The organism is Pseudoalteromonas sp. SCSIO 43210 (assembly GCF_054133285.1).
On record NZ_CP087225.1, the window covers coordinates 4,192,835 to 4,212,761 of the forward strand.

Consider the following 19,927-nt stretch of genomic DNA (forward strand, 5'->3'; position numbering starts at 1 on the left):
TTACTAACGTTTCCAAAATCTTAAATTACGCAATGTACTTATAAATTTATTGGCAGAGTCTACCTTTAAATCTATCCAACCATCATCTACTTTTCCATCAAGGCCTGCCGCTTTAAATAAAGGCTTGGCCTCATTTGTAAAGCCTATAAATTTCATATGTGCGTACGCATCACTTACAAAGTCTTTAGCTTCTGCTATAGCAGCTAGTTTTTCAGCTCCTTCTTCAGTGGTGAGCACAAGTACCGCATCGTATAAAACCGATGGACCACCATTAATAACCTGATCAGCTTTAAAGTGCTTACCTTTACTGCATTTAGCACCGCCAACTTGTGGGGCAATAATTTCAAAGTTTGCACCTTCACTTTTAAGTGCATTAGTAACCGATTCAAAAATTTCTGCATTAAAGCCATCACTTACTAAAATACCTAATTTACGGCCTTTGAAGGTGTTGGGCGCGTTTTTCAAAATACTCAACGCATCAGATACAGGTAAGTCTTTACGTGTTGGCATAGCAGCTTCAGCTGGGTCTGGCATTTCTTGCAAGCCAAGCCCTTCGGCAACTTTGTTTGCGAGGGTTTCGTCAATATTTAATAAATGCGATACCAAACGTTCTCGTATTGGCAAATGCTCAACTTTAGACAGCTCAAACACGTACGCAGATTGTATATGCGCCTGCTCTACCTCTGTTTGACTTAAATAAAATTGACGAGCTTGACTGTAATGATCGCTGAATGTTTCTGAGCGATAACGCAGTTTATCACCGCCGCTTACTTCAGGTTCCCTTGAGCTTTTAAAGCCATGTACTGGGCATTCGCGCGGGTTGTTTTCGTCGCCGCTCCATGAGTTGGGTTCGTAATTAACACGCCCTTTTGGATTGTGCATTGCCATGTGGCCATCTTGCTGAAAATGCCTCATTGGGCACTTAGGCGCATTAACCGGAATATGCGTAAAGTTAGGACCACCTAAACGCTTAGTTTGAGTATCAAGGTATGAAAAGTTACGACCTTGCAGTAGCGGGTCGGGTGTAAAATCGAGCCCTGGTACAATGTTTTGTGTACAAAATGCAACTTGCTCTGTTTCTGCAAAAAAGTTATCGACTACGCGATTAAGCACCATTCGCCCAACTATTCTAACGGGCACTTGTTCCTCTGGTATTAGTTTAGTGGCATCGAATACATCAAATTCAAATTCATCAGCAAATTGCTGATCAAACACCTGCACACCTAACTCCCATTCAGGAAAGTCGCCGTTACCAATTGATTCCCACATGTCGCGACGGTGAAAATCAGGGTCTGCGCCATTTAGTTTAAGCGCCTCGTTCCATACTACAGATTGCATTCCGCCTTTTGGTTTCCAATGAAATTTAACAAATTTCTCATCACCTTTGGCGTTAATAAATTTAAAGGTATGAACGCCAAAACCTTCCATAAAGCGCAAAGAGCGTGGAATAGCTCTATCAGACATTGCCCACATAACCATGTGCATTGACTCAGGCGATAAGCTCACAAAATCCCAAAAGTTATCGTGTGCGGTTTGCGCTTGAGGAAAACCTCGGTCGGGCTCTGCTTTAGCTGAATGAACTAAGTCTGGGAATTTCATCGCATCTTGAATAAAAAACACCGGTATATTGTTACCGACTAAATCCCAATTACCTTCTTGAGTATAAAATTTAACGGCAAAACCACGTACATCGCGTGCTAAATCCGGAGAGCCCTTGTTACCAGCAACAGTAGAAAAGCGCGTAAACACAGGTGTTTTTTCACCTTTGCGTTTAAAAATATCAGCACAGGTTAAATCTTCAAGCGTGTCGTAAGTTTCAAAGTACCCATGTGCCCCGTAACCACGAGCATGTACTACTCGCTCAGGAATACGCTCGTGGTCAAAATGAAAAAGCTTTTCGCGCAGTACCTGATCTTCCATTAAGCCAGGACCGCGTTTGCCTGCTTTTAACGAGTTTTGATCGTCGCTCACAGGGCAGCCTTGCGCTGTGGTCATTGTTGGGTAGCCATCAGATGCACTTTGGCGCAGCTCGCCGCCATTGCCTTTCTTACCTGCGTATTTAAATGATTCAGCCATGTCTAATCCTTCATTACAATTTAAGTGATTGGGGTCGTTTTTTAAAGTTTGCTTAACAGCAAAAACAACTGAGCTAAATGCAAAATAAAGACCAAACAGTAAGAGCAATAAAAGCGCGGGATACAGAGTGAAAATGATACTTTAAGTGGTATTAAAAATAGAAAAACTTACAGAGCCCTGTAAGTTTTTTCAAGATCAAAAAAAGGGCACTTTAAAGTGCCCTTGCGTTTAAATCGTTATAAATTTAGTTAATCTTTACTTTCGTTAACTAAAATTACTTTACGATGAGGGAAAGGTATTTCGATGTTGTTTTCATCTAGTGCTTTTTTAATTAACTCTGGCACAGTGTAAAGAATATCGAAGTAATGCTCACCCTTACAAAAAGGTCTTACTAAAAAGTCTACTGAACTGTTGTTAAGTGTTTCTACTTCAACAAAAGGCGCTGGATCTTTTAGTATGTGTGGGTGCGCTGCAAGTACGGCATCAATAACTTTACGTACAGCCGTTGTATCTTCACCGTATGCAACACCAAAATGCATATCAACACCACGAATTGGATGATGTGAATGGTTTATAATTTGCGCGCCCCAAATTTGACTATTTGGTATAATAACCTGTTGGTTATCGAACGTTTGTAAAATAGTAGTAAACATATCTACTTCTGTTACTTTACCAAAACGCCCTGCAGCCTCAATAAAGTCATTCACTTTATAAGGTCTAAATATTAGCAACATAACGCCTGCGGCAAGGTTCGACATTGCACCTTGTAACGCCAAGCCTATAGCAAGTCCCGCAGCACCGAGTAAAGCAATAATAGAGGCTGTTTGTACACCAAAGCGATTTAACACAGCAATAATAACGAACGCTAATATTATGTAGCGAGCCATGCTGCCTAAAAAGCGAAAAAGCGTATCGTCAAGATGAGTGTATTTATGACACAAGCCAATAATTAAATTGCGTACTTTACCCGCTAACCATAAGCCCGCAAGTAAAATTGCAATAGCTAGTAATATGTTGGTTGCCCACGTAATTGCAGCGGGTAAATATTGATTAATATCAATGTTGTTTATTATGTCTTCCATTATTTTTCCTGTTTTAAAAACTTTTAACTAATTTTAGCTAGTTTTGCTATACCAAGCGCAACAGTTTAACAAAAAATTAACCAAAGTACGAATATAGGTTCAGTTTTACATGTGTAAGCGCTTTGAAGGAGGGATTTCTTAACTACTGCTTTTAAAACGATGGATTGATAAAATATAATTTTAAGCCCTATTTAGCGCCAATATTTAATTAAAGATTATACCCAGTAATATCTTGCTATAACGCAGTTTGGCTCATATAGTCAGCAAATTATCACACCTTATTTTGAACATCTTTGTTTATGAAAGCTTCTGCTAGTGATTTTGGTACTTTATTAGGTTATGCACCTGGTAATGTTGCTGTTTACTCATCTGATTATGATACGGCTGACGAAAGCATTTATCCTAATCGTAGCGCCTATCGTAGTTACCTAGACGGTATTTACATGGGCTATAAATGGCAATGCGTTGAGTTTGCCCGTAGATGGATGTATCTCAACCATGGTTATATTTTTGATGACATAGCCATGGCTTACGATATTTTTGAGCTGCGTTCAGTGCGCGATGTAAATAGCCAAAATAGACTGCCACTAAACGCGTTTAAAAATGGTGCTAAACATCACCCTCAAGTAGGAAGTTTACTGATATGGGAAGAAGGCGGCGAGTTTGAAGAAACAGGCCATGTTGTTGTTGAAGTGCATGAAGATAAAATACGCCTTGCTGAGCAAAATGTAGGACATCAAATATGGCCAACAAATCAAAACTGGTGCCGAGAACTAAAAGCAAAAGTAACTAAAGATGGCGACTATTGGATTGAGTGCTCTTACAGCGACGCCACTATTTTAGGTTGGATGACACAAACTGATGAAACAGAATATGCTGAGTCAACGCCTGAGCTAAACACTGACTTATTTACTATAGAAGCCCATAAAGCAGCAGATACAGGGCAAGCAAATAAGTCATGGTTAAATATTGCGAATGACGATGAAGCTGCTTACGTAGAAATGATGCAAGGTCATAAACTTACATCCGTAGATGAAGATCAACATAATTACTTTGCGATATCTCAAACGGCGCAGCAAAGCATTGAGCATGCAACAAATGAGCTGCATGGCTTATTTATGCATGCAACCGACTATGTACTGCAGCACCCTGAGTTATTAAAAAAGTTTAATTTACCCGATGTTGTGCTTAATAAAATTCGCCAATCGTGGGATAACCGCTTAAACCAATTAATTACCAGCCGGTTTGACTTTGCCTTAACAGCAGCAGGTTTAAAAGTTTACGAATACAATTGCGATTCGGCATCGTGTTATATGAAAAGCGGCAAGGTTCAAGGTAAATGGGCAAAACACTTTGGTGTTAAAACAGGTGTAGATGCAGGCCAAAATTTATTTAAAGACCTCGTAAAAGCATGGCGTAAAAGTGAAGTAAAAGGTCTTGTTCATATTTTACAAGACGATGAACCAGAAGAACATTACCACGCATTATTTATGAAAGAAGCTATTGAAGCCGCAGGCTTTGAGTGTAAGTTAATAATTGGCTTAAGCACACTTCGCTGGAATGAGTTAGGCAACATAGTAGATGCAGATGGCGCACAACTGAGTTACGTATGGAAAACCTGGTCGTGGGAAACCGCACTTGATCAAATTCGTGAGGAATGCGAAGCTGATCAATCATTAGGTGATAACTTTGAACCACAATTCAAAGCTGGTGAAACGCCGCGCTTAGTCGATGTACTACTGCGTAAAAATGTCATGGTATTTGAACCGCTGTGGACATTAATCCCAAGTAATAAGGCCATTTTACCAATACTTTGGAGCTTGTTCCCTAATCATAAGTATTTACTTAATACCGCGTTTGAACTTAATGACGAGTTATTACAAACTGGTTATGTAGTTAAACCGATAGTAGGACGTTGTGGTGCCAATATTCAACTTGTCGATGAACAGCAGCAAGTTATAGAAAAAACAATGGGGCACTTTGCCGAGCAAGACCAGATATACCAACAACTATTTGCACTGCCTAAAGTAGATGACTACTTTGTACAAATATGTAGCTTTACGGCTGCTGGCAAATACTCTGGTGGTGGCGTACGCGTTGATAAAAGTATGATCATAAACGGTCATAGCGATTGCATGGCACTGCGTATTAAATAATAAATAATACTAAGCCCGCAATTTGCTGCGGGCTTAAGTTTGTGTGGCCCTTCCCTCTTTTAAGTTTTATGGCTATCTCAAGCGAGTTACTCCTGATAGAGTAAATTTATTAAACACCACAAATTAAGGTATTTCATGGCGAATCAATTTAATGTACTCGGCACACGCTTAAAACTATGTTGCGGTAATGGTGGCTACACACGTGAAGGGTTTTGTTATGTACCAGAATCAGATCTTGGCAATCACAGTGTGTGTGCAATTATGACTGATGAGTTTTTACAATTTTCAAAATCACAAGGTAACGATTTAATAACCCCGAACCCTCTTTACGATTTCGAAGGTTTAAAAGCCGGTGATAAATGGTGCTTGTGTGCAGTAAGATGGCTTCATGCTATTTCAGCAAACGTTGCGCCACCGGTGGTACTTGAAGCCACAAATAAAAAATCATTAGAAATAGTGCCGCTCGATGTTTTGAAAGCGCACGAATATATAGCCAACGTTTAAATACACCTAAGAGTAACTAAATCGAAGTCTGCATATTTTACAAATATATGCAGGCTTTTCAAAAACCCAATCTCCTCTTCAGCCTTAAAAACCTTAAATTAAAATATAACCATTTGTTTTTAAATTACTTTTCAAACAAATCAACTTACGGCATAGCAGTTGCTTTATTAAGCTTAAGTCACGCTCATCACGCAACATATATATGAGCAACACATTAGTTAAGTAGGAGAAATTATGAGTAACAATAACGAATCAAACAAAACAACTAAATTTACCGCGCCAGGTATGAGTGACGAATCAGCTCAAAAAACAATAGCTACCCTCGATAACCGCATGGTTGCATTGATAGACTTACAACTAACTTTAAAACATATTCATTGGAATGTAGTCGGACCTAACTTTATTGGCGTACACGAAATGATAGACCCACAGGTAGACATTGTGCGCGAAATGACAGACACCATCGCTGAGCGAATTGCGACTCTTGGTGGAGTACCAGTGGGCACTCCAAAATCAATTGTAGATCGCCGAACATGGAGCGAATACTCAATTGGTAAAGGGCTAGTGACCGAGCATTTAGCTGCACTTGATAAAGTATATAACGGCGTTAATGCCGATCACCGCAAAGCAATTGAGACTCTTTCTGAATTAGATCCTGTGTCTGAAGATATGATCACCAGCCAACTGGCTGATCTAGAACAATTTCAGTGGTTTATTCGAGCCCACTTAGAATCATCTACAGGCGAACTAAAAAGCTAATATATTTAAGCTAAGAAAGCCCAGCATTTATATGCTGGGCTTTTTTTTGCGTAAAAATCTATTTATCACTACCTAGTGTATCGCCCCCACCCCAGCTAGTACAAAATCAATATAAAAACAATAGAAAATTGGTATTACCAAAATAATTTTTAATTATTTTAACCTCTCCACTATTTCGCAAATTTATAAATCATTTAGAACTTTTAGTGGTCGCTCTTCCAATTCAATATCACTTAAAAAGTAAGCTAAACACGTATAAAAGTACGGCATAAAATTTAAAAATAGTACTAACAAATGTATTAAATAGTACAAAAAATATAAAAAACGCCTCTGGTAAAGATACTTTAATAAAATTCACTCAAAATATAAAAAACAAAAGCAAATCATAAGCCATTAAATTTATTAAATATAAAAAAACAAATGAACACTTTGTAATACATTTTGTGAATTTTTGGTAAACAAAGGTTGTAATAAAAGCTGAATTGGACTAATTTCAACCATACCACCTGTATGACACACTACAGGAAAAAGCAGTTAAATTGGTTAACCAAACCAAGTAACAACACACACAATGACGTTAAGTCGTACCCAAACGGGAGAGATACATGAAACTCAATCAAATTACTTCAACATTAACTAATAAACATAAAAGAAGTAGCTCTACAGCAATCAGTGCAGCAGCCCTTTTATTAATGGCTTCTTCTAATATTGCAGCGCAAGAGGCTCCAACTGCTTCAGAAACCGCATCTGATGATATTGAAGTTATTGAAGTAAAAGGCATGCTAGGTAGCATGAAAGCTGCGGCAATGCTTAAACGTACTGATGGGCGTATTGTTGATGCTATTGTTGCTGAAGATATAGGTAAATTACCAGACAATAACATTGCAGAAGCACTGCAACGTATTACTGGCGTATCTATTAATACCGACTTTGGTGTGGGTGACAGTGTTTCTATTCGTGGCTTACCTCAAAACCGTGTTGAATTAAATGGCCGCTCTACGATTGGTGACTCTCGTGACGGTATTAGCTTGCAAGATTACCCATCAAGCTTCTTAAAAACAGTAGAAGTAGTTAAATCGCCTACTGCCGATATGATTGAAGGTGCATTAGGCGGAACAGTGAGTTTAAAGACAGTTCGCCCACTAGAGCTGGATAAGCTAACCGGCGCAATCTCTCTTGATGGCGAATACGCTGATAAAACAGAGAATATTGCACCTATTTTTAGCGGCTCAATTGGTAACAATTGGGACTTTGACGAAATGGGTACTTTTGGTGCCATTGCTATGTTTTCATATCAAGATCGTGAAATTCGTCAAGATGAAACATCTAGCCGAGTTAAACCTCAAGATATCGAAATTAACGGTCAAGAAGGTAATACACCTAGTGGTAATGCCATTGTTAGAGATGAGCACAGTGTTGAACAATACGTAGAAAAACGTGAACGTACTGCTGTAAATTTATCTCTTCAGTGGGCACCAACATCTGGTAACGGCATGGTGTACCTTGATTTAAGCGGTACTAAGCGCTCTGGCGAGCAAGCTGGTAATTCTATTTTAGGTGTCGTTGGCTCATTATCAACAGATGCAAACACAACTCAAGGTGCTAACGGCGTAAACAACTACACGCTAACAAACGAATTTGGTATCCCAAAAACATACAGTGACTTTCGTGAAACCGACTCGTTTTCAAATGCACTTGGTGCAGAGTGGAACCTTACTGACAGCATAAAAATCTCTGGTGAAATTGCGGTAGCATCATCAGAAAGCGTAAGACCTGATTCTGAATTTACACTTCGTCCAATCGAAAAGTCGACCTTTGAAGCTAGCGGTGGGGTTGATTTAGTAAATCATTTATATGATGGTGCATTTTCGCAAAACGGTAATAAATTACCAAGCATCATTCATTCAGATCCAAATGCATTTACCGACCCACAAAACTTAGCATTACGTACTTTTAAAAGTGAAGATAAAAGAACAAACAATGATGAAACAGCGGTTCGTTTTGATATTGAAATGTTCGAACCTCTCAGCAGCTTAAGTTGGGTATCTAAAGTAAAAGCAGGTGTACGTGTTACTAACCGTGATTACGAATACGAACAATACAAAGTAGAAATTAAAGACATTTATAAAAATGCATTTAATGACTCAGATGGTTCATTAGCTACTTTATGGGTTGATGATTTCAATGCTGCATTTCCTGATAGCTTTACTACCGTTAGCCACGACAACTCTTTTGACCAACTAGGACACTCGGGGCAAAATGACCTACTAACTTTTTTAAGCTATAACGGTTTATCCAATCCAGCAAATACTTATGCTCAACTTCAACAATTGCTTGTAGGCACTAACCTAGCTTCAACGGGCAGCCTTTCAGACAACCAAAAGTTTCAAGATAGCGCATACCGCAATGTGGTTGAAGATACAGCCGCAGTGTATGTATCTGCATATTTAGATTTTGATGATATCACCGCTATTGTAGGTGGTCGTTATGTAACTACAGATTTAGAATCAAGCGTATTTCTTAATGGCGAAAAAGTAACTGGCGACAATGACTACAGCGACTTTTTACCAAGCTTAAACGTTACTTATAACTACTCAGATGAAACACTATTTCGTTTTGCTGCAGCAAAAGTTATGCGCCGCGCTGACTTTAGCGAGCTAAGCCCTGCGTTTGACGTTAACAACGACATTACGGGGGCAACGCAAGGCTCTATTGATTTAGAACCATACCGTGCAACACAATACGACTTATCTGTAGAGCATTACTTTGATGAAGGTAACGTAATTTCTTTCGCAGTATTTTATAAAGATGTTGAATCTTTCTTAAGCAACGAAAGTAGTTGTGTCGCTTCATCAAGCACTACTGCAGGTCAAAACGTGACTCAGTGGAACCAAGTATGTCAACTTGATGCAGCGGGTGTATCTCAAGACAATTTAGTTTACTCTGATGCAACTGACTTTCCAGTAGATGCTGACGGCTTTAACCATGTTGCAGGCTTACGCGACGCAGGACTAACGGGTATCGATACTGTTAAAAATGTAAATGGTGAAAACGGTTCAGTTCAAGGTTTTGAAGTGGGCTACCAGCAGTTCTTTACAAGCCTACCAGGTGCATTTTCTGGCTTAGGCATCAATGCAAACTACACATATGCAGATAGTGAGCAACCAAATGGCAATCCGTTATTAGATATCTCTAAAAACACTTACAACCTACAAGTATTTTGGGAGTACGAAGGGTTCTCTACTCGTATCGCTTATAACTATCGTGACAGTTTCTTGGATACTGAAAACGAAAAACGTGTAGAAAATATTAACTCCAATGGCAGCATTTCTGAAGATGGCACTGTTTATGGTAATAACTACCGTGACGATAGAGGTCAGTTAGACTTCTCTGCAAGTTGGGACATTAACGAAAACATTACGCTTGTTGGTAATGCAACCAACTTAACAGGTGAACCTTCGATCTATCTATCTGAACTAGGTGGTGCTTGGAAGTACACTGAAGCGGATCGTCGTTACAGCTTTGGTATTCGCGCAAAATTTTAATATCTCCCTAAAGTTTAGCCTGCTCCTTATTTTTATGAGCAGGCACTTTTTAAAACTATAAAATGGCGCGCGTGTTATCACAACGCAAGCGTCATTTTTTATATCTGTAATTTAACTGTTTTTCAGCATAACAATCCCACATTAATTATCAGCTCGTGCTTTAAAGTAATTTAAAATCATTATTAATTTAAATCATCCCCATTTATTAAAATAACCCCGTGCCCGCTATACTTATTTGAATATTAAATTTACTATCAAAACGTTGTAACTATTAACAGGAAAACTGAAGTGCTGTCGCGTTTATATAATTTTATGCCCGGTTTAAATACATTGCTGCACTATGAGCGACAATGGTTTGCTGATGATGTAAGGGCGGCGCTATCGGTAGCTGCAGTGGCTTTACCTGTTGCCATTGCTTACGCACAACTAACCGGTGTTAACGCCGCCGTAGGGTTATATTCTTGCATACTGCCAATGATGCTATATGCACTTTTCGGCACTTCTAAACAACTAATAGTTGGCCCTGATGCCGCAACCTGCGCCGTTATTGCAGCTGTAGTAACACCTATTGCTGCAGGTGACAGCTTTAAGCATTGGCAACTTGTTGTCACCATGACCGCTATGACCGGCTTTTGGTGCTTTATAGCCAGTAAATTTAAGTTAGGTGTATTAGCTGACTTTTTATCTAAGCCTATTTTAATGGGCTTACTAAACGGCGTAGCCATCACTATTATTGTTGGTCAATTTTCCAAAGTATTCGGTTTTACCTTTGACGAGCGCGACTTACTTGAACGCCTAGGTGGCGTACCCACATACCTAGCGCAAACACATGTTCCCACCTTATTAATGGCCTTGTTTACACTTGCTGTTTATTTTGCCATGAAGCGGATAAAGCCCACTTGGCCTTCGTCTATGTTCGCCATTACATTCGGTGCGCTTTTGGTATGGATTTTTGATTTAAAACAATTTGATATAAAAACTATTGGCACCGTAACTGGCGGGCTTCCTGTTTTTAATACCCCTGTTTTTGATTTAGGGGTTATTCGTGAGCTGGTGGTACCCGCACTTAACTTAGCCATTGTGAGCTTTGTAAGTATGATGCTAACTGCTCGTAGCTTTGCAGCTAAAAACGGCTACGACATAGACGCCGATAAAGAATTTAGAGCGCTAGGTATTGCCAATATAGCGTCAGCTCTTTCGCAAGGTTTTGCCGTCAGTGGCGCCGACTCATGCACCGCTGTTAACGATGCAACGGGTGGTAAAACGCAGTTAGTGTCTATAATAGCCGCTGCCATTATTACGCTCATAGCTGTATTTTTAACAGCTCCACTTGAATTTATTCCAAGTGCAGCGCTAGGTGTTGTGCTTATAATTGCCTCAGTTCATTTACTCGATTTAAAAGCGGTTTGGCAATTAAAGCGAAAAGATAAACAGGCATTTTATCTAGCCTCGGCCACCTTACTTGCGGTGTTATTTATTGGTGTTATCCCTGGCATCACGCTTGCTGTATTACTGGGACTATTTCAGTTTATCCGCACAGTAATGCGTCCAACTGACAATATACTAGGCGTAGATATAAACGGAGTTGTAAGAAGTTTAGATGCAACAGATAAAGCAAAAGCAGTCCAAGGTGTGTTTATTTATCGTTTTAATTCCCCTCTAACTTACTTTAATGCCAGCTACTTTAAACGCAGATTACTAGAGCAATACGCAAGACAAAAAGACGACACTCAGTGCGTAATAATTGATGCTGTACCCTGCTTTACTCACTTAGATTTAAGTGTAATGGCCATGCTTGCCGACTTAGACATTATATTTAAAAAGCGTGATATAAGGCTTGAATTAGCAGGTAGAAAACGCCAACTGCTTTCATGGTTTGAAATTGCAGGAATGACATCAGGTAAAGAAGGTATATACATCCACTCCGACTTATATATCGCCTTAAAAAGGAACAGCGTAAGCCAGCACTGTTTAGAAGTTAGTTTATTCGAATCAGCTCAAAACTAACGTACTACATAAATTTACTAGGAAAAAATACTGTCACCAACCGCTCCTAGACATATAAAATGAAGGGCATAAGGGAAATACATAACTATTATAGTTAATCTGTTTTTTTGCTTTAAAATATAGGGCTATGTTCAGCCCTATTTTATAGCCATCCTTTTTGTTTCGCTATACGTGCTGCATCTATTCGGTTTGTGGCATTTAATTTAGCTATAGCATCCGAGAGATAATTACGTGTAGTTCCCTCGCTTATAAACAACTGCTTGGCTATTTCACTCGTTTTAAGACCGTCACTTGCAAGTTTAAGTGCTTTGCGCTCTTTATCTGTAAGTGGATCTGAGTCATCCAATGCATTAATAGCAAGTTCTGGGTCTATCACTTTTTGACCTTGCATTACTTTTTTAAGGGCATTTATTAATTCTTCACTTGGTGCTTCTTTTAAAATAAAGCCTTTAACACCCGCCGAAAGTGAACGTCTGATATAACCTGCGCGGGAAAACGTAGTCATTATTACTACTTTAATTGATGGGTGTTTTGCAGCTATTTGTTCACTTAGTTCAATGCCATTTATATTTGGCATTTCAATATCGCTAAGTACAATATCTGGTAGTAATACGTTTGATAAACTAGATAGATGATCAAGTGCAGCTTGTCCGTCGCACGCCTGGCCTATTACTTCTATATTAAAGTCGAGACTTAGTAATGCCGATATAGCATCGCGAACTAACCCTTGGTCTTCTACTAAAAATACTTTGATCATATTTTTTCCTTTACTTGGTATTTTTAACTTTGCTTATGGCAAAGGAATGTGTGCTGTCAGTTTAAATCCATTTTGAATTTCAAATTTCACTTGGCCATTTAATTTTTCTACGCGCTGTTTAATACCCGTTAAACCATTGCCAGGAGTGATATTTTCACAATCACCGTTATTAAATAAATTTAGCGTTATGCTTTGTTTAGTTGATGTGAGATTAATATCGCATTGATTGGCTTTACTATGACGTAAAATATTCGTCACGCTTTCTTTAATAATTAAGCACAGCTCGCTTTCTATTACTGCAGGTAACACCGGTAAATTAAGCGTTACATTAGTGATAATGTTTTGCTCCTCTAAGCGCTGTTTTAGTTGCTCAACTTGCCCTGTCAGTTGCTGCTGTTTTAAATCGGTTACAGCGTGACGAACATCTGATAAAAGCGCACGGGCTAAATCGGCTACTTGGGTAATTTCATTTCCAGCTTGTTCAAACCGCTCAGCGTTATGTAATTTGTTGGCAAGCTCGGCTTTTAGAGCTATTGATGAAAGTGAATGGCCTAAAATATCATGTAAATCACGAGCTATTCGCTCTCGCTCTGCAATTGCTGCTAATTGCTCTAGTTGGTTTGCATTTTCTTGTTCACGCTTTTTATATTGACGCTCCCTTCTTGCTGCAATGCCGTAGCTAAATAACGCAGCGCATAAAATTAAAGCAATCGCTAAAAAGTACTGAACCTTTCCTATATCACCAATATATGCGCTTAATAAAACCGAGAATATAATCGCTAGTGCAGCATAAACTCTTTGACGCTTGCTGTATGCATAGCCTGCTATATAGGCTGCAAAGCCAAACAAGGTAGGAGTGCCAGTGCTGTAAAAAGTAGCACTGAAGCAAATTAATAGCATTGCTAAAAATAACTTAGTTACACCAGTACCTTTACAATTTATTGCTTTTACATATAAAAGAATAAAAGCAATATAAAAAGCTAAAGAAATAACGATTTGCTCACTCGTGAAATGAGCAAAATCGATTATCATCGGTAGTAAGTAAAAGCCAGTAAAAATTAGATGTCCATATTTCCAAAAACCTTTATCGCTTTGCTTAGAAAAGACACTAAGTGAACTCATGCTAATACCTCTGGTATATTATTTTTATTTATAATTTTGTTTTTATTACTAAATATAAATAACACGAAAATACATATCAGCATAAAGCAATATGCGTCACTAATAGTAAAATTTAATGTTTCTAGCGCTTCACTAAGAGTCAAACTAAATAAAATTAAGGAATTCATAACTACCTCCAATTAAGTAGAGTAATTATGCCAGTGTGCAAAAATAATGTGAGTGTGGAATGTCATTAACTTTACTGACATTTGTCATGTATTAAAAAAATCATCTCAAGAATTTTTAACCGATGCTAATATGCTAAAAAAGCATAACAAGGAAACTCAATGCAACCCCAACAGCAAAGCCTGCTTTATTTACATATTGCCGTATTACTTTTTGGCGGAACCGCTCTATTTGCAAAGCTCATTGGCTTAAATGCACTTGATATAACCGTCTATAGAACCGCAGTTGCTGGCATTGCGATTTGGTTTTTGCTAAGTATGCAAAAAAAACCTATTAAGCTTAATAAACCTAAAGATTATTTAATGGCTATATTGCTCGGTGTGGCGGTAGGTATACATTGGGTTACCTACTTTGCTGGTATGCAAATGGCGGGTATAACAATTGGGATGCTCGCATTTTTTAGTTATCCAGTAATTACTGTATTTTTAGAGCCTTTATTTAATAAGAGTAAACCCAAAGCTAAAGATATACTTAGTGCAGCGGTGGTTATATTAGGTATTTACCTTCTTGTCCCTACTGCCAGCTTAGGTGACGACGTAACTCTTGGAGTGATAACAGGCGTAGTGTCAGCATTCTTTTTTTCAATAAGAAACATCACTCACAAACGTTACTTTAGCCAATACGGTGGCCCACAAACTATGTTTTATCAAACCTTGGTTGCAAGCCTTATGCTATGTGCATTTATAAAAGTACCTGTGTATGAAGTAAGTAACCATGATTTGTTATTAATTTTGATTGCAGGGGTAATATTTACAGCTACGCCTCATTCACTATTTGCAGCCAGTTTAAAACATTTATCTGCAGCTACTGCGGGGCTCATTTCTTGCCTTCAACCTCTCTATGGCACACTATTAGCGATTATTATAATACATGAACGCCCATCAGCAATGACACTAATAGGTGGCACATTAATTGTTAGTGCCGCCTGCTTTGAAACTTGGTCAATCACAAAAAAGGCACGTAAATGAAAGTATTTGCACACAGAGGCGCAAGCGGACATTTCCCAGAAAACACTAAAAGTGCTATTTTAGAAGCGCTAAAAATAGGTGTAGATGGCATTGAAGTAGATATACAAAGTGCTATTGATGATTACATGTTAATCCACGATTCATGGCTTGATAGAACGACTAATGGCACAGGTAAGGTCAATGAATTTGACGCTGTAACAATAGCCAAGCTTGACGCGGGAAATGGTGAGTATGTACCTAACTTACAGCAGTTATTAGATTGGAATAACGATAAAACATTACTCAACCTAGAGCTTAAGCATACTTTTGAACTTGAAAAACTTGCAACTCAACTTGAATACAATATAAGCATGGGAAAAATATCACGTACCAATGTTTTAGTGTCATCGTTTGATCACCATCAATTACTGTGGCTTAAAAACCGTTTACCATGGTTGAAAATAGGCGTACTAACGTCTTCCATACCTATAAGCTATGCAAAATTTGCTGAAGATTTAAATGCCTATAGTGTGCATGTAGATAAAAATTTTGTTAATAAAGCATTTGCTAATGATGCAAAGCAACGCGGACTAAAAATTTATGCCTACACGGTAGACAAAGAGCAAGATATAGCACTAATGCTCGAATATGGTTTAGATGGGATTTTTACCAACTACCCGGCACAAACTAAAGCATATTTACTATCGTTAGATCATAATTAAACACATCTATACTCCTTACATAGAACGTAAGAGCACTAATACCATAAAGGTTTCAGTAAAATGAGTAGCTACATGAAAATTTATAATTACATTGAGCAGACCTTCTTTTTCACATTAACACGTAAAATTGTAGGCAATCTAAGTTTTGTATTCCTATTTCAAGCCATCACTCTGTTTTGGTTGTACCAAAGCCTTAGCGAACAACAAAGTACAGAGCTATTTTGGCTTTTAACACTTGTAATTGTTATGGGGTTTGGTTTTACACTTTCGTATATGCGTTTTTTAATCGTGCGTCCTATTACCGCGATGCGCGATACACTAATAAAAATAAACCAACAAGATGCTAATTTAGCCGCAAAACTTCCGCATTTTTCGTATGATGAATTTAGAGATTTAAGTACCCAATACAATACTTTCACCACTCACTTAGGCGAACTACTAAATACAACTTACAGTAGCGCTGAAGCCAGTGCCAATAGTAATAAAGCCGTTACCGAGTCAATGAAAAATACGGATAACTCAAGCGAGCAACAAATACATTTAAGCCACAGTATAATTAATGCGAGTATGCAAATAACGCAAAGCTTACAAAACATAGTCATTAATACCGACAGTGTCCATAACGTTAATAATGAACATCTAAACTTTGTAAAACTCTCAGCTAAAGAGCTTTCAGCGCTTGTCGAACAAGTTAAATTAATCACTAATATGCTAGGTAGTTTTTCAAATACGGTCGCAGGTTTAAAAGAAAACAGTGAAAATATACGTAGTATTTTAAAAATGGTTGAAGAGTTTTCAGATCAAACCAACTTATTAGCACTCAACGCTGCAATAGAAGCAGCCCGAGCAGGTGAAGCTGGACGAGGCTTTGCTGTAGTTGCCGATGAAGTCCGTACGCTTTCTATAAAGGTAAGTGGCGCAACAAGACAAATTAGTGATTTTATTACCCAAATGAATGAGCTAGTAAACGAAACAAATAAAGAGTCAGAGCAACTGATCACCCACTCTAATAGTGCACAAAGTGCAATTAGTGCAACGTCTGACGGGTTTAGCAAGATGCTTAATGAATTTGAGCAAAATCAGCAACAATTGAAGCAAATAGCCAGTGCCGTGCATCTGCTTGAGCAAACACAAACTCAAACTCATCAATCTGTTGAGCAAATTGTAGAGCTAGGTGAGCAAGCTAAGCAATTAATCGACACTGCTGTGGCCGATAGCGAAAACTCTCAGCAGCTAAGCTTACAAACTCAACAACAGTTAAAACGTTTTGTACTTTAACAAAACGTTTTAACTTATTAGAGCCTGTTGGCCTTTTAGGATTAAAATTTTTTCTACCTAGAGACAGCGCATGGCAGGCATCTATGCTGCGTTATCGACTATTTATGGGGAACAACCATACAACATAGCTTTGCCTTACTTAAAAACCAAACTCACGGCTTTAAATTCAACCCGAAAGATAAACAAGCCCTAGTAAATATGGTAAATTACGCAGCTATTAATTTAAGTGTGTGAAGTGTGTGAGCAACCCAACCCCAGACTATGAAAAATTAGCCCTGCAAATAAAAACCTGGGGACAAGAGCTTGGCTTTAGCGAAGTGGGTATTACCGATATTGACCTAAGTAAGCACGAGGCTCAACTGCAACGTTGGCTTGATGCTGGCTTTCATGGTTCAATGGACTACATGGCTTCACACGGCATGAAACGCGCTCGCCCAGCTGAATTAGTACCTGGCACACAGCGTGTAATATCAGTAAAAATGAATTACCTCCCACCCGATGCTGGCTTTGCAAAAACTTTAAAAAATAAAGAAAAAGCATATATAAGCCGATACGCACTGGGCCGTGATTATCATAAATTAATGCGTAATCGATTAAAAAAACTCGGCCAAAAAATAGAACAAGAAATTGGTGAATATGGCTTTAGACCCTTTGTAGATTCAGCCCCAGTACTTGAACGTCAACTCGCCGAGAAAGCGGGTTTAGGTTGGCGTGGTAAGCATTCTTTATTAATTAATCAAGAAGCAGGATCGTGGTTTTTTTTAGGCGAGCTATTTATTGATTTACCACTGCCAATAGACGCCGAAAACACCTTTGAAGGCTGCGGTAAATGCGTTGCCTGCATCACTCTTTGCCCAACAGGCGCAATTGTAGAGCCTTATGTCGTTGACGCACGTAAATGCATATCGTACTTAACAATAGAGCACCAAGGGCCCATTCCTGAGCAATATAGGACTTTATTGGGTAATAGAATTTATGGCTGCGATGATTGTCAGTTAGTATGCCCTTGGAATCGTTATGGCCAAATTACTGACGAAAACGATTTTCACCCGCGCACTCAATTAAAAGACAAAGATTTACTTGAGTTGTTTGCTTGGGATGAAGCTACTTTTTTAAAAAATACCGAAGGCAGTCCTATTCGCCGTATTGGTCACGAACGTTGGTTACGTAACTTAGCAATAGGGTTAGGTAATGCACAATTTAGCCCCGCTATTATTTATGCCTTAGAAGACAAAAGCCAAATATGCAGTGAACTTGTTTTAGAGCATATTGAATGGGCACTTTCCCAACAAAATGATAAACAACGAGTAGCGCTTCGTAAAACAGCTAGGTTAATCAGAATTGTAGAAAAAGGCTTACCCAGAGATGCATAATGCAGTTGGTGTAAGCCTTTAAAGTAACATTATTTAGTTAAGTATATTTAACCTGAACTCTGGTTAAGAGATTCACTAACATTTTGAATAATAACTATATTTAAACTTATTCCCTCTAGCCAGAGACTTCCAGTAAAACAGGCGAACTTGCATGTCAATCGCGGGCCTATTGCAAGAAAATTCAACGCAGTCAGTGCTGAAAGAACTGCTTAAGATAGATTTATTATCCAGTTATCAAGTTACTTAGCTCTTTAAAAGTAATGACAGGTCTTGTTCAATCTCAGCAAAAGAGGCTTTAACTTCTTGAACTGACTCCTCTCTTGAAATTGAATTTTGAATTGTTTCATCTACTTTTTTGTAAATAAAAACCTCTTGGTCCTCATCTAATCCCATTGTTGGTATTCGCACTTCAAGATCTTCTTGTAGTTGCTTAAAAACTCTTTCGTTATTTTTACGATTATCGTTAAGTAAGCCAATTAAACTATGAAATTTACTATGTACGGAATTTGCGACCGTATTTAGTCGTTCTTGTTGGGATACAAGTATTCTTTTGGTCATTATTGCTCGTAATTGCTGCTCTGTAACACTGACAATAAAACATACGTGGTCACGAATTCGTCCATGCTTATCTGGATCATGATCCGGCATATTTAAAACCAGTAAGCTTATGTATTCGTAGTTAACCAAAATTCGATGTGAAAATTCGTGCAACCGACCTTTACTTTTAAGCATTTCAAATAGTTCAATAACAATCGGTGAACAAACCCCATGTAACGCAAAATGCTCTATAACATTCGCATATCGAAACTCTACGTTACTTTGCAAATTAAAAGACTGTAGACAATCTATGAGCGCTTTTCCTAAGCTTTGGGGATCATTTATAAAACCAATATTTTCAACATAATTAACTATTTGCCCCATTTCACTACTGTTAGCCATCGCATTAAATGCTGTAGAAGTTGCATCTTCAACTTGTTTTTCAAGACTCTCTTTCTCTACCAACACTTGATTCAAATTATTTAATTTAGACTTGAGTTCGTCATGCCCAAACGGTTTAACAATATAATCTTCTGCACCAACAGAGTAACCTTCCATACGTTCCTCAACCGTCCCCCTTGCTGATACAAACATCACAATTATATGCGCGGTATTTGGGTTGGATTTAAGGCTCTTACAGACTTCGTAACCATTCATTTGTGGCATACTCACATCCAGCAATATAACCTGAGGCATATAGTCTTCTACCATACTCAAGCACTCTGGACCGCTAACGGCTACCTTTAATTCAAAATCGAGGTCCTCCAGAATCTCTTCTATAATTTCAAGATTAAAGGGTTCGTCATCCACTGCGAGTATTTTTGTTAAAGCCATCGT

General features: G+C 38.4%; 14 protein-coding genes. 9 read left to right on the top strand and 5 right to left on the bottom strand.

The features are described 5' to 3' along the window. Positions 1-3 precede the first annotated feature (3 nt). Positions 4-2,076 (bottom strand): catalase, encoded by a 2,073-nt coding sequence (locus LOS73_RS18295; protein WP_457934092.1) that lies wholly within the window; start codon positions 2,074-2,076, stop codon positions 4-6. 248 nt (positions 2,077-2,324) lie between these two features. Beyond that, a complete protein-coding gene (locus LOS73_RS18300; protein WP_024590253.1) occupies positions 2,325-3,158 on the bottom strand; it encodes a mechanosensitive ion channel family protein in 834 nt (277 codons plus the stop codon). Positions 3,159-3,457: 299 nt separating this feature from the next. Between LOS73_RS18300 and gss the strand changes: the two genes are divergently transcribed. From gss to LOS73_RS18325, 5 genes are all read left to right on the top strand, one after another. After that, positions 3,458-5,314: a bifunctional glutathionylspermidine amidase/synthase gene (gene gss, locus LOS73_RS18305; RefSeq protein ID WP_457934093.1), complete on the top strand. Its 1,857-nt coding sequence runs from the start codon at positions 3,458-3,460 to the stop codon at positions 5,312-5,314. A gap of 135 nt (positions 5,315-5,449) precedes the next feature. Beyond that, entirely contained in the window at positions 5,450-5,818 is a 369-nt protein-coding gene (locus LOS73_RS18310) for a DUF2237 family protein (RefSeq protein ID WP_149606479.1), read from the top strand. Between the two features lie 234 nt (positions 5,819-6,052). After that, positions 6,053-6,577 carry a DNA starvation/stationary phase protection protein Dps gene (gene dps / locus LOS73_RS18315; RefSeq protein WP_007376944.1) on the top strand — a complete coding sequence of 175 codons (525 nt, stop codon included), beginning with the start codon at positions 6,053-6,055 and terminating at the stop codon, positions 6,575-6,577. 605 nt (positions 6,578-7,182) lie between these two features. After that, positions 7,183-10,122 carry a TonB-dependent receptor gene (locus LOS73_RS18320; RefSeq protein WP_033029932.1) on the top strand — a complete coding sequence of 980 codons (2,940 nt, stop codon included), beginning with the start codon at positions 7,183-7,185 and terminating at the stop codon, positions 10,120-10,122. 288 nt (positions 10,123-10,410) lie between these two features. Next, the gene (locus LOS73_RS18325; RefSeq protein WP_033029930.1) at positions 10,411-12,129 is read left to right on the top strand and encodes a SulP family inorganic anion transporter; all 1,719 of its coding nucleotides are present in this window, start codon (positions 10,411-10,413) and stop codon (positions 12,127-12,129) included. A 142-nt stretch (positions 12,130-12,271) separates the two neighbouring features. Here LOS73_RS18325 and LOS73_RS18330 read toward each other — a convergent pair whose 3' ends face one another. Next, positions 12,272-12,886 carry a response regulator transcription factor gene (locus tag LOS73_RS18330; protein WP_008135054.1) on the bottom strand — a complete coding sequence of 205 codons (615 nt, stop codon included), beginning with the start codon at positions 12,884-12,886 and terminating at the stop codon, positions 12,272-12,274. Positions 12,887-12,919: 33 nt separating this feature from the next. Continuing rightward, positions 12,920-14,008, bottom strand: coding sequence for a sensor histidine kinase (locus tag LOS73_RS18335; protein ID WP_033029928.1), 1,089 nt, complete (start codon positions 14,006-14,008; stop codon positions 12,920-12,922). A gap of 326 nt (positions 14,009-14,334) precedes the next feature. Here LOS73_RS18335 and LOS73_RS18340 point away from each other — a divergent pair, with 326 nt between their 5' ends. From LOS73_RS18340 to queG, 4 genes are all read left to right on the top strand, one after another. Then, positions 14,335-15,201 carry a DMT family transporter gene (locus LOS73_RS18340; RefSeq protein WP_008135050.1) on the top strand — a complete coding sequence of 289 codons (867 nt, stop codon included), beginning with the start codon at positions 14,335-14,337 and terminating at the stop codon, positions 15,199-15,201. Further along, positions 15,198-15,902: a glycerophosphodiester phosphodiesterase gene (locus tag LOS73_RS18345; protein ID WP_457934094.1), complete on the top strand. Its 705-nt coding sequence runs from the start codon at positions 15,198-15,200 to the stop codon at positions 15,900-15,902. Before LOS73_RS18340 ends, LOS73_RS18345 begins: the two co-directional genes overlap by 4 nt. A gap of 60 nt (positions 15,903-15,962) precedes the next feature. Next, positions 15,963-17,180, top strand: coding sequence for a methyl-accepting chemotaxis protein (locus LOS73_RS18350; RefSeq protein ID WP_007376955.1), 1,218 nt, complete (start codon positions 15,963-15,965; stop codon positions 17,178-17,180). Between the two features lie 239 nt (positions 17,181-17,419). Continuing rightward, positions 17,420-18,553 (top strand): tRNA epoxyqueuosine(34) reductase QueG, encoded by a 1,134-nt coding sequence (queG, locus tag LOS73_RS18355; protein ID WP_033029925.1) that lies wholly within the window; start codon positions 17,420-17,422, stop codon positions 18,551-18,553. Positions 18,554-18,796: 243 nt separating this feature from the next. Here queG and LOS73_RS18360 read toward each other — a convergent pair whose 3' ends face one another. Further along, the gene (locus LOS73_RS18360) at positions 18,797-19,924 is read right to left on the bottom strand and encodes a response regulator (RefSeq protein ID WP_007376957.1); all 1,128 of its coding nucleotides are present in this window, start codon (positions 19,922-19,924) and stop codon (positions 18,797-18,799) included. Positions 19,925-19,927: the final 3 nt, after the last annotated feature.

Excerpts from the sequence above, each read along its gene's own strand:
- LOS73_RS18295 (WP_457934092.1), bottom strand. The coding sequence starts at position 2,076 with ATGGCTGAATCATTTAAATACGCAGGTAAGAAAGGCAATGGCGGCGAG.
- LOS73_RS18300 (WP_024590253.1), bottom strand. The coding sequence starts at position 3,158 with ATGGAAGACATAATAAACAACATTGATATTAATCAATATTTACCCGCT.
- gss (WP_457934093.1), top strand. The coding sequence starts at position 3,458 with ATGAAAGCTTCTGCTAGTGATTTTGGTACTTTATTAGGTTATGCACCT.
- LOS73_RS18310 (WP_149606479.1), top strand. The coding sequence starts at position 5,450 with ATGGCGAATCAATTTAATGTACTCGGCACACGCTTAAAACTATGTTGC.
- dps (WP_007376944.1), top strand. The coding sequence starts at position 6,053 with ATGAGTAACAATAACGAATCAAACAAAACAACTAAATTTACCGCGCCA.
- LOS73_RS18320 (WP_033029932.1), top strand. The coding sequence starts at position 7,183 with ATGAAACTCAATCAAATTACTTCAACATTAACTAATAAACATAAAAGA.
- LOS73_RS18330 (WP_008135054.1), bottom strand. The coding sequence starts at position 12,886 with ATGATCAAAGTATTTTTAGTAGAAGACCAAGGGTTAGTTCGCGATGCT.
- LOS73_RS18335 (WP_033029928.1), bottom strand. The coding sequence starts at position 14,008 with ATGAGTTCACTTAGTGTCTTTTCTAAGCAAAGCGATAAAGGTTTTTGG.
- LOS73_RS18340 (WP_008135050.1), top strand. The coding sequence starts at position 14,335 with ATGCAACCCCAACAGCAAAGCCTGCTTTATTTACATATTGCCGTATTA.
- LOS73_RS18345 (WP_457934094.1), top strand. The coding sequence starts at position 15,198 with ATGAAAGTATTTGCACACAGAGGCGCAAGCGGACATTTCCCAGAAAAC.
- LOS73_RS18350 (WP_007376955.1), top strand. The coding sequence starts at position 15,963 with ATGAGTAGCTACATGAAAATTTATAATTACATTGAGCAGACCTTCTTT.
- LOS73_RS18360 (WP_007376957.1), bottom strand. The coding sequence starts at position 19,924 with ATGGCTTTAACAAAAATACTCGCAGTGGATGACGAACCCTTTAATCTT.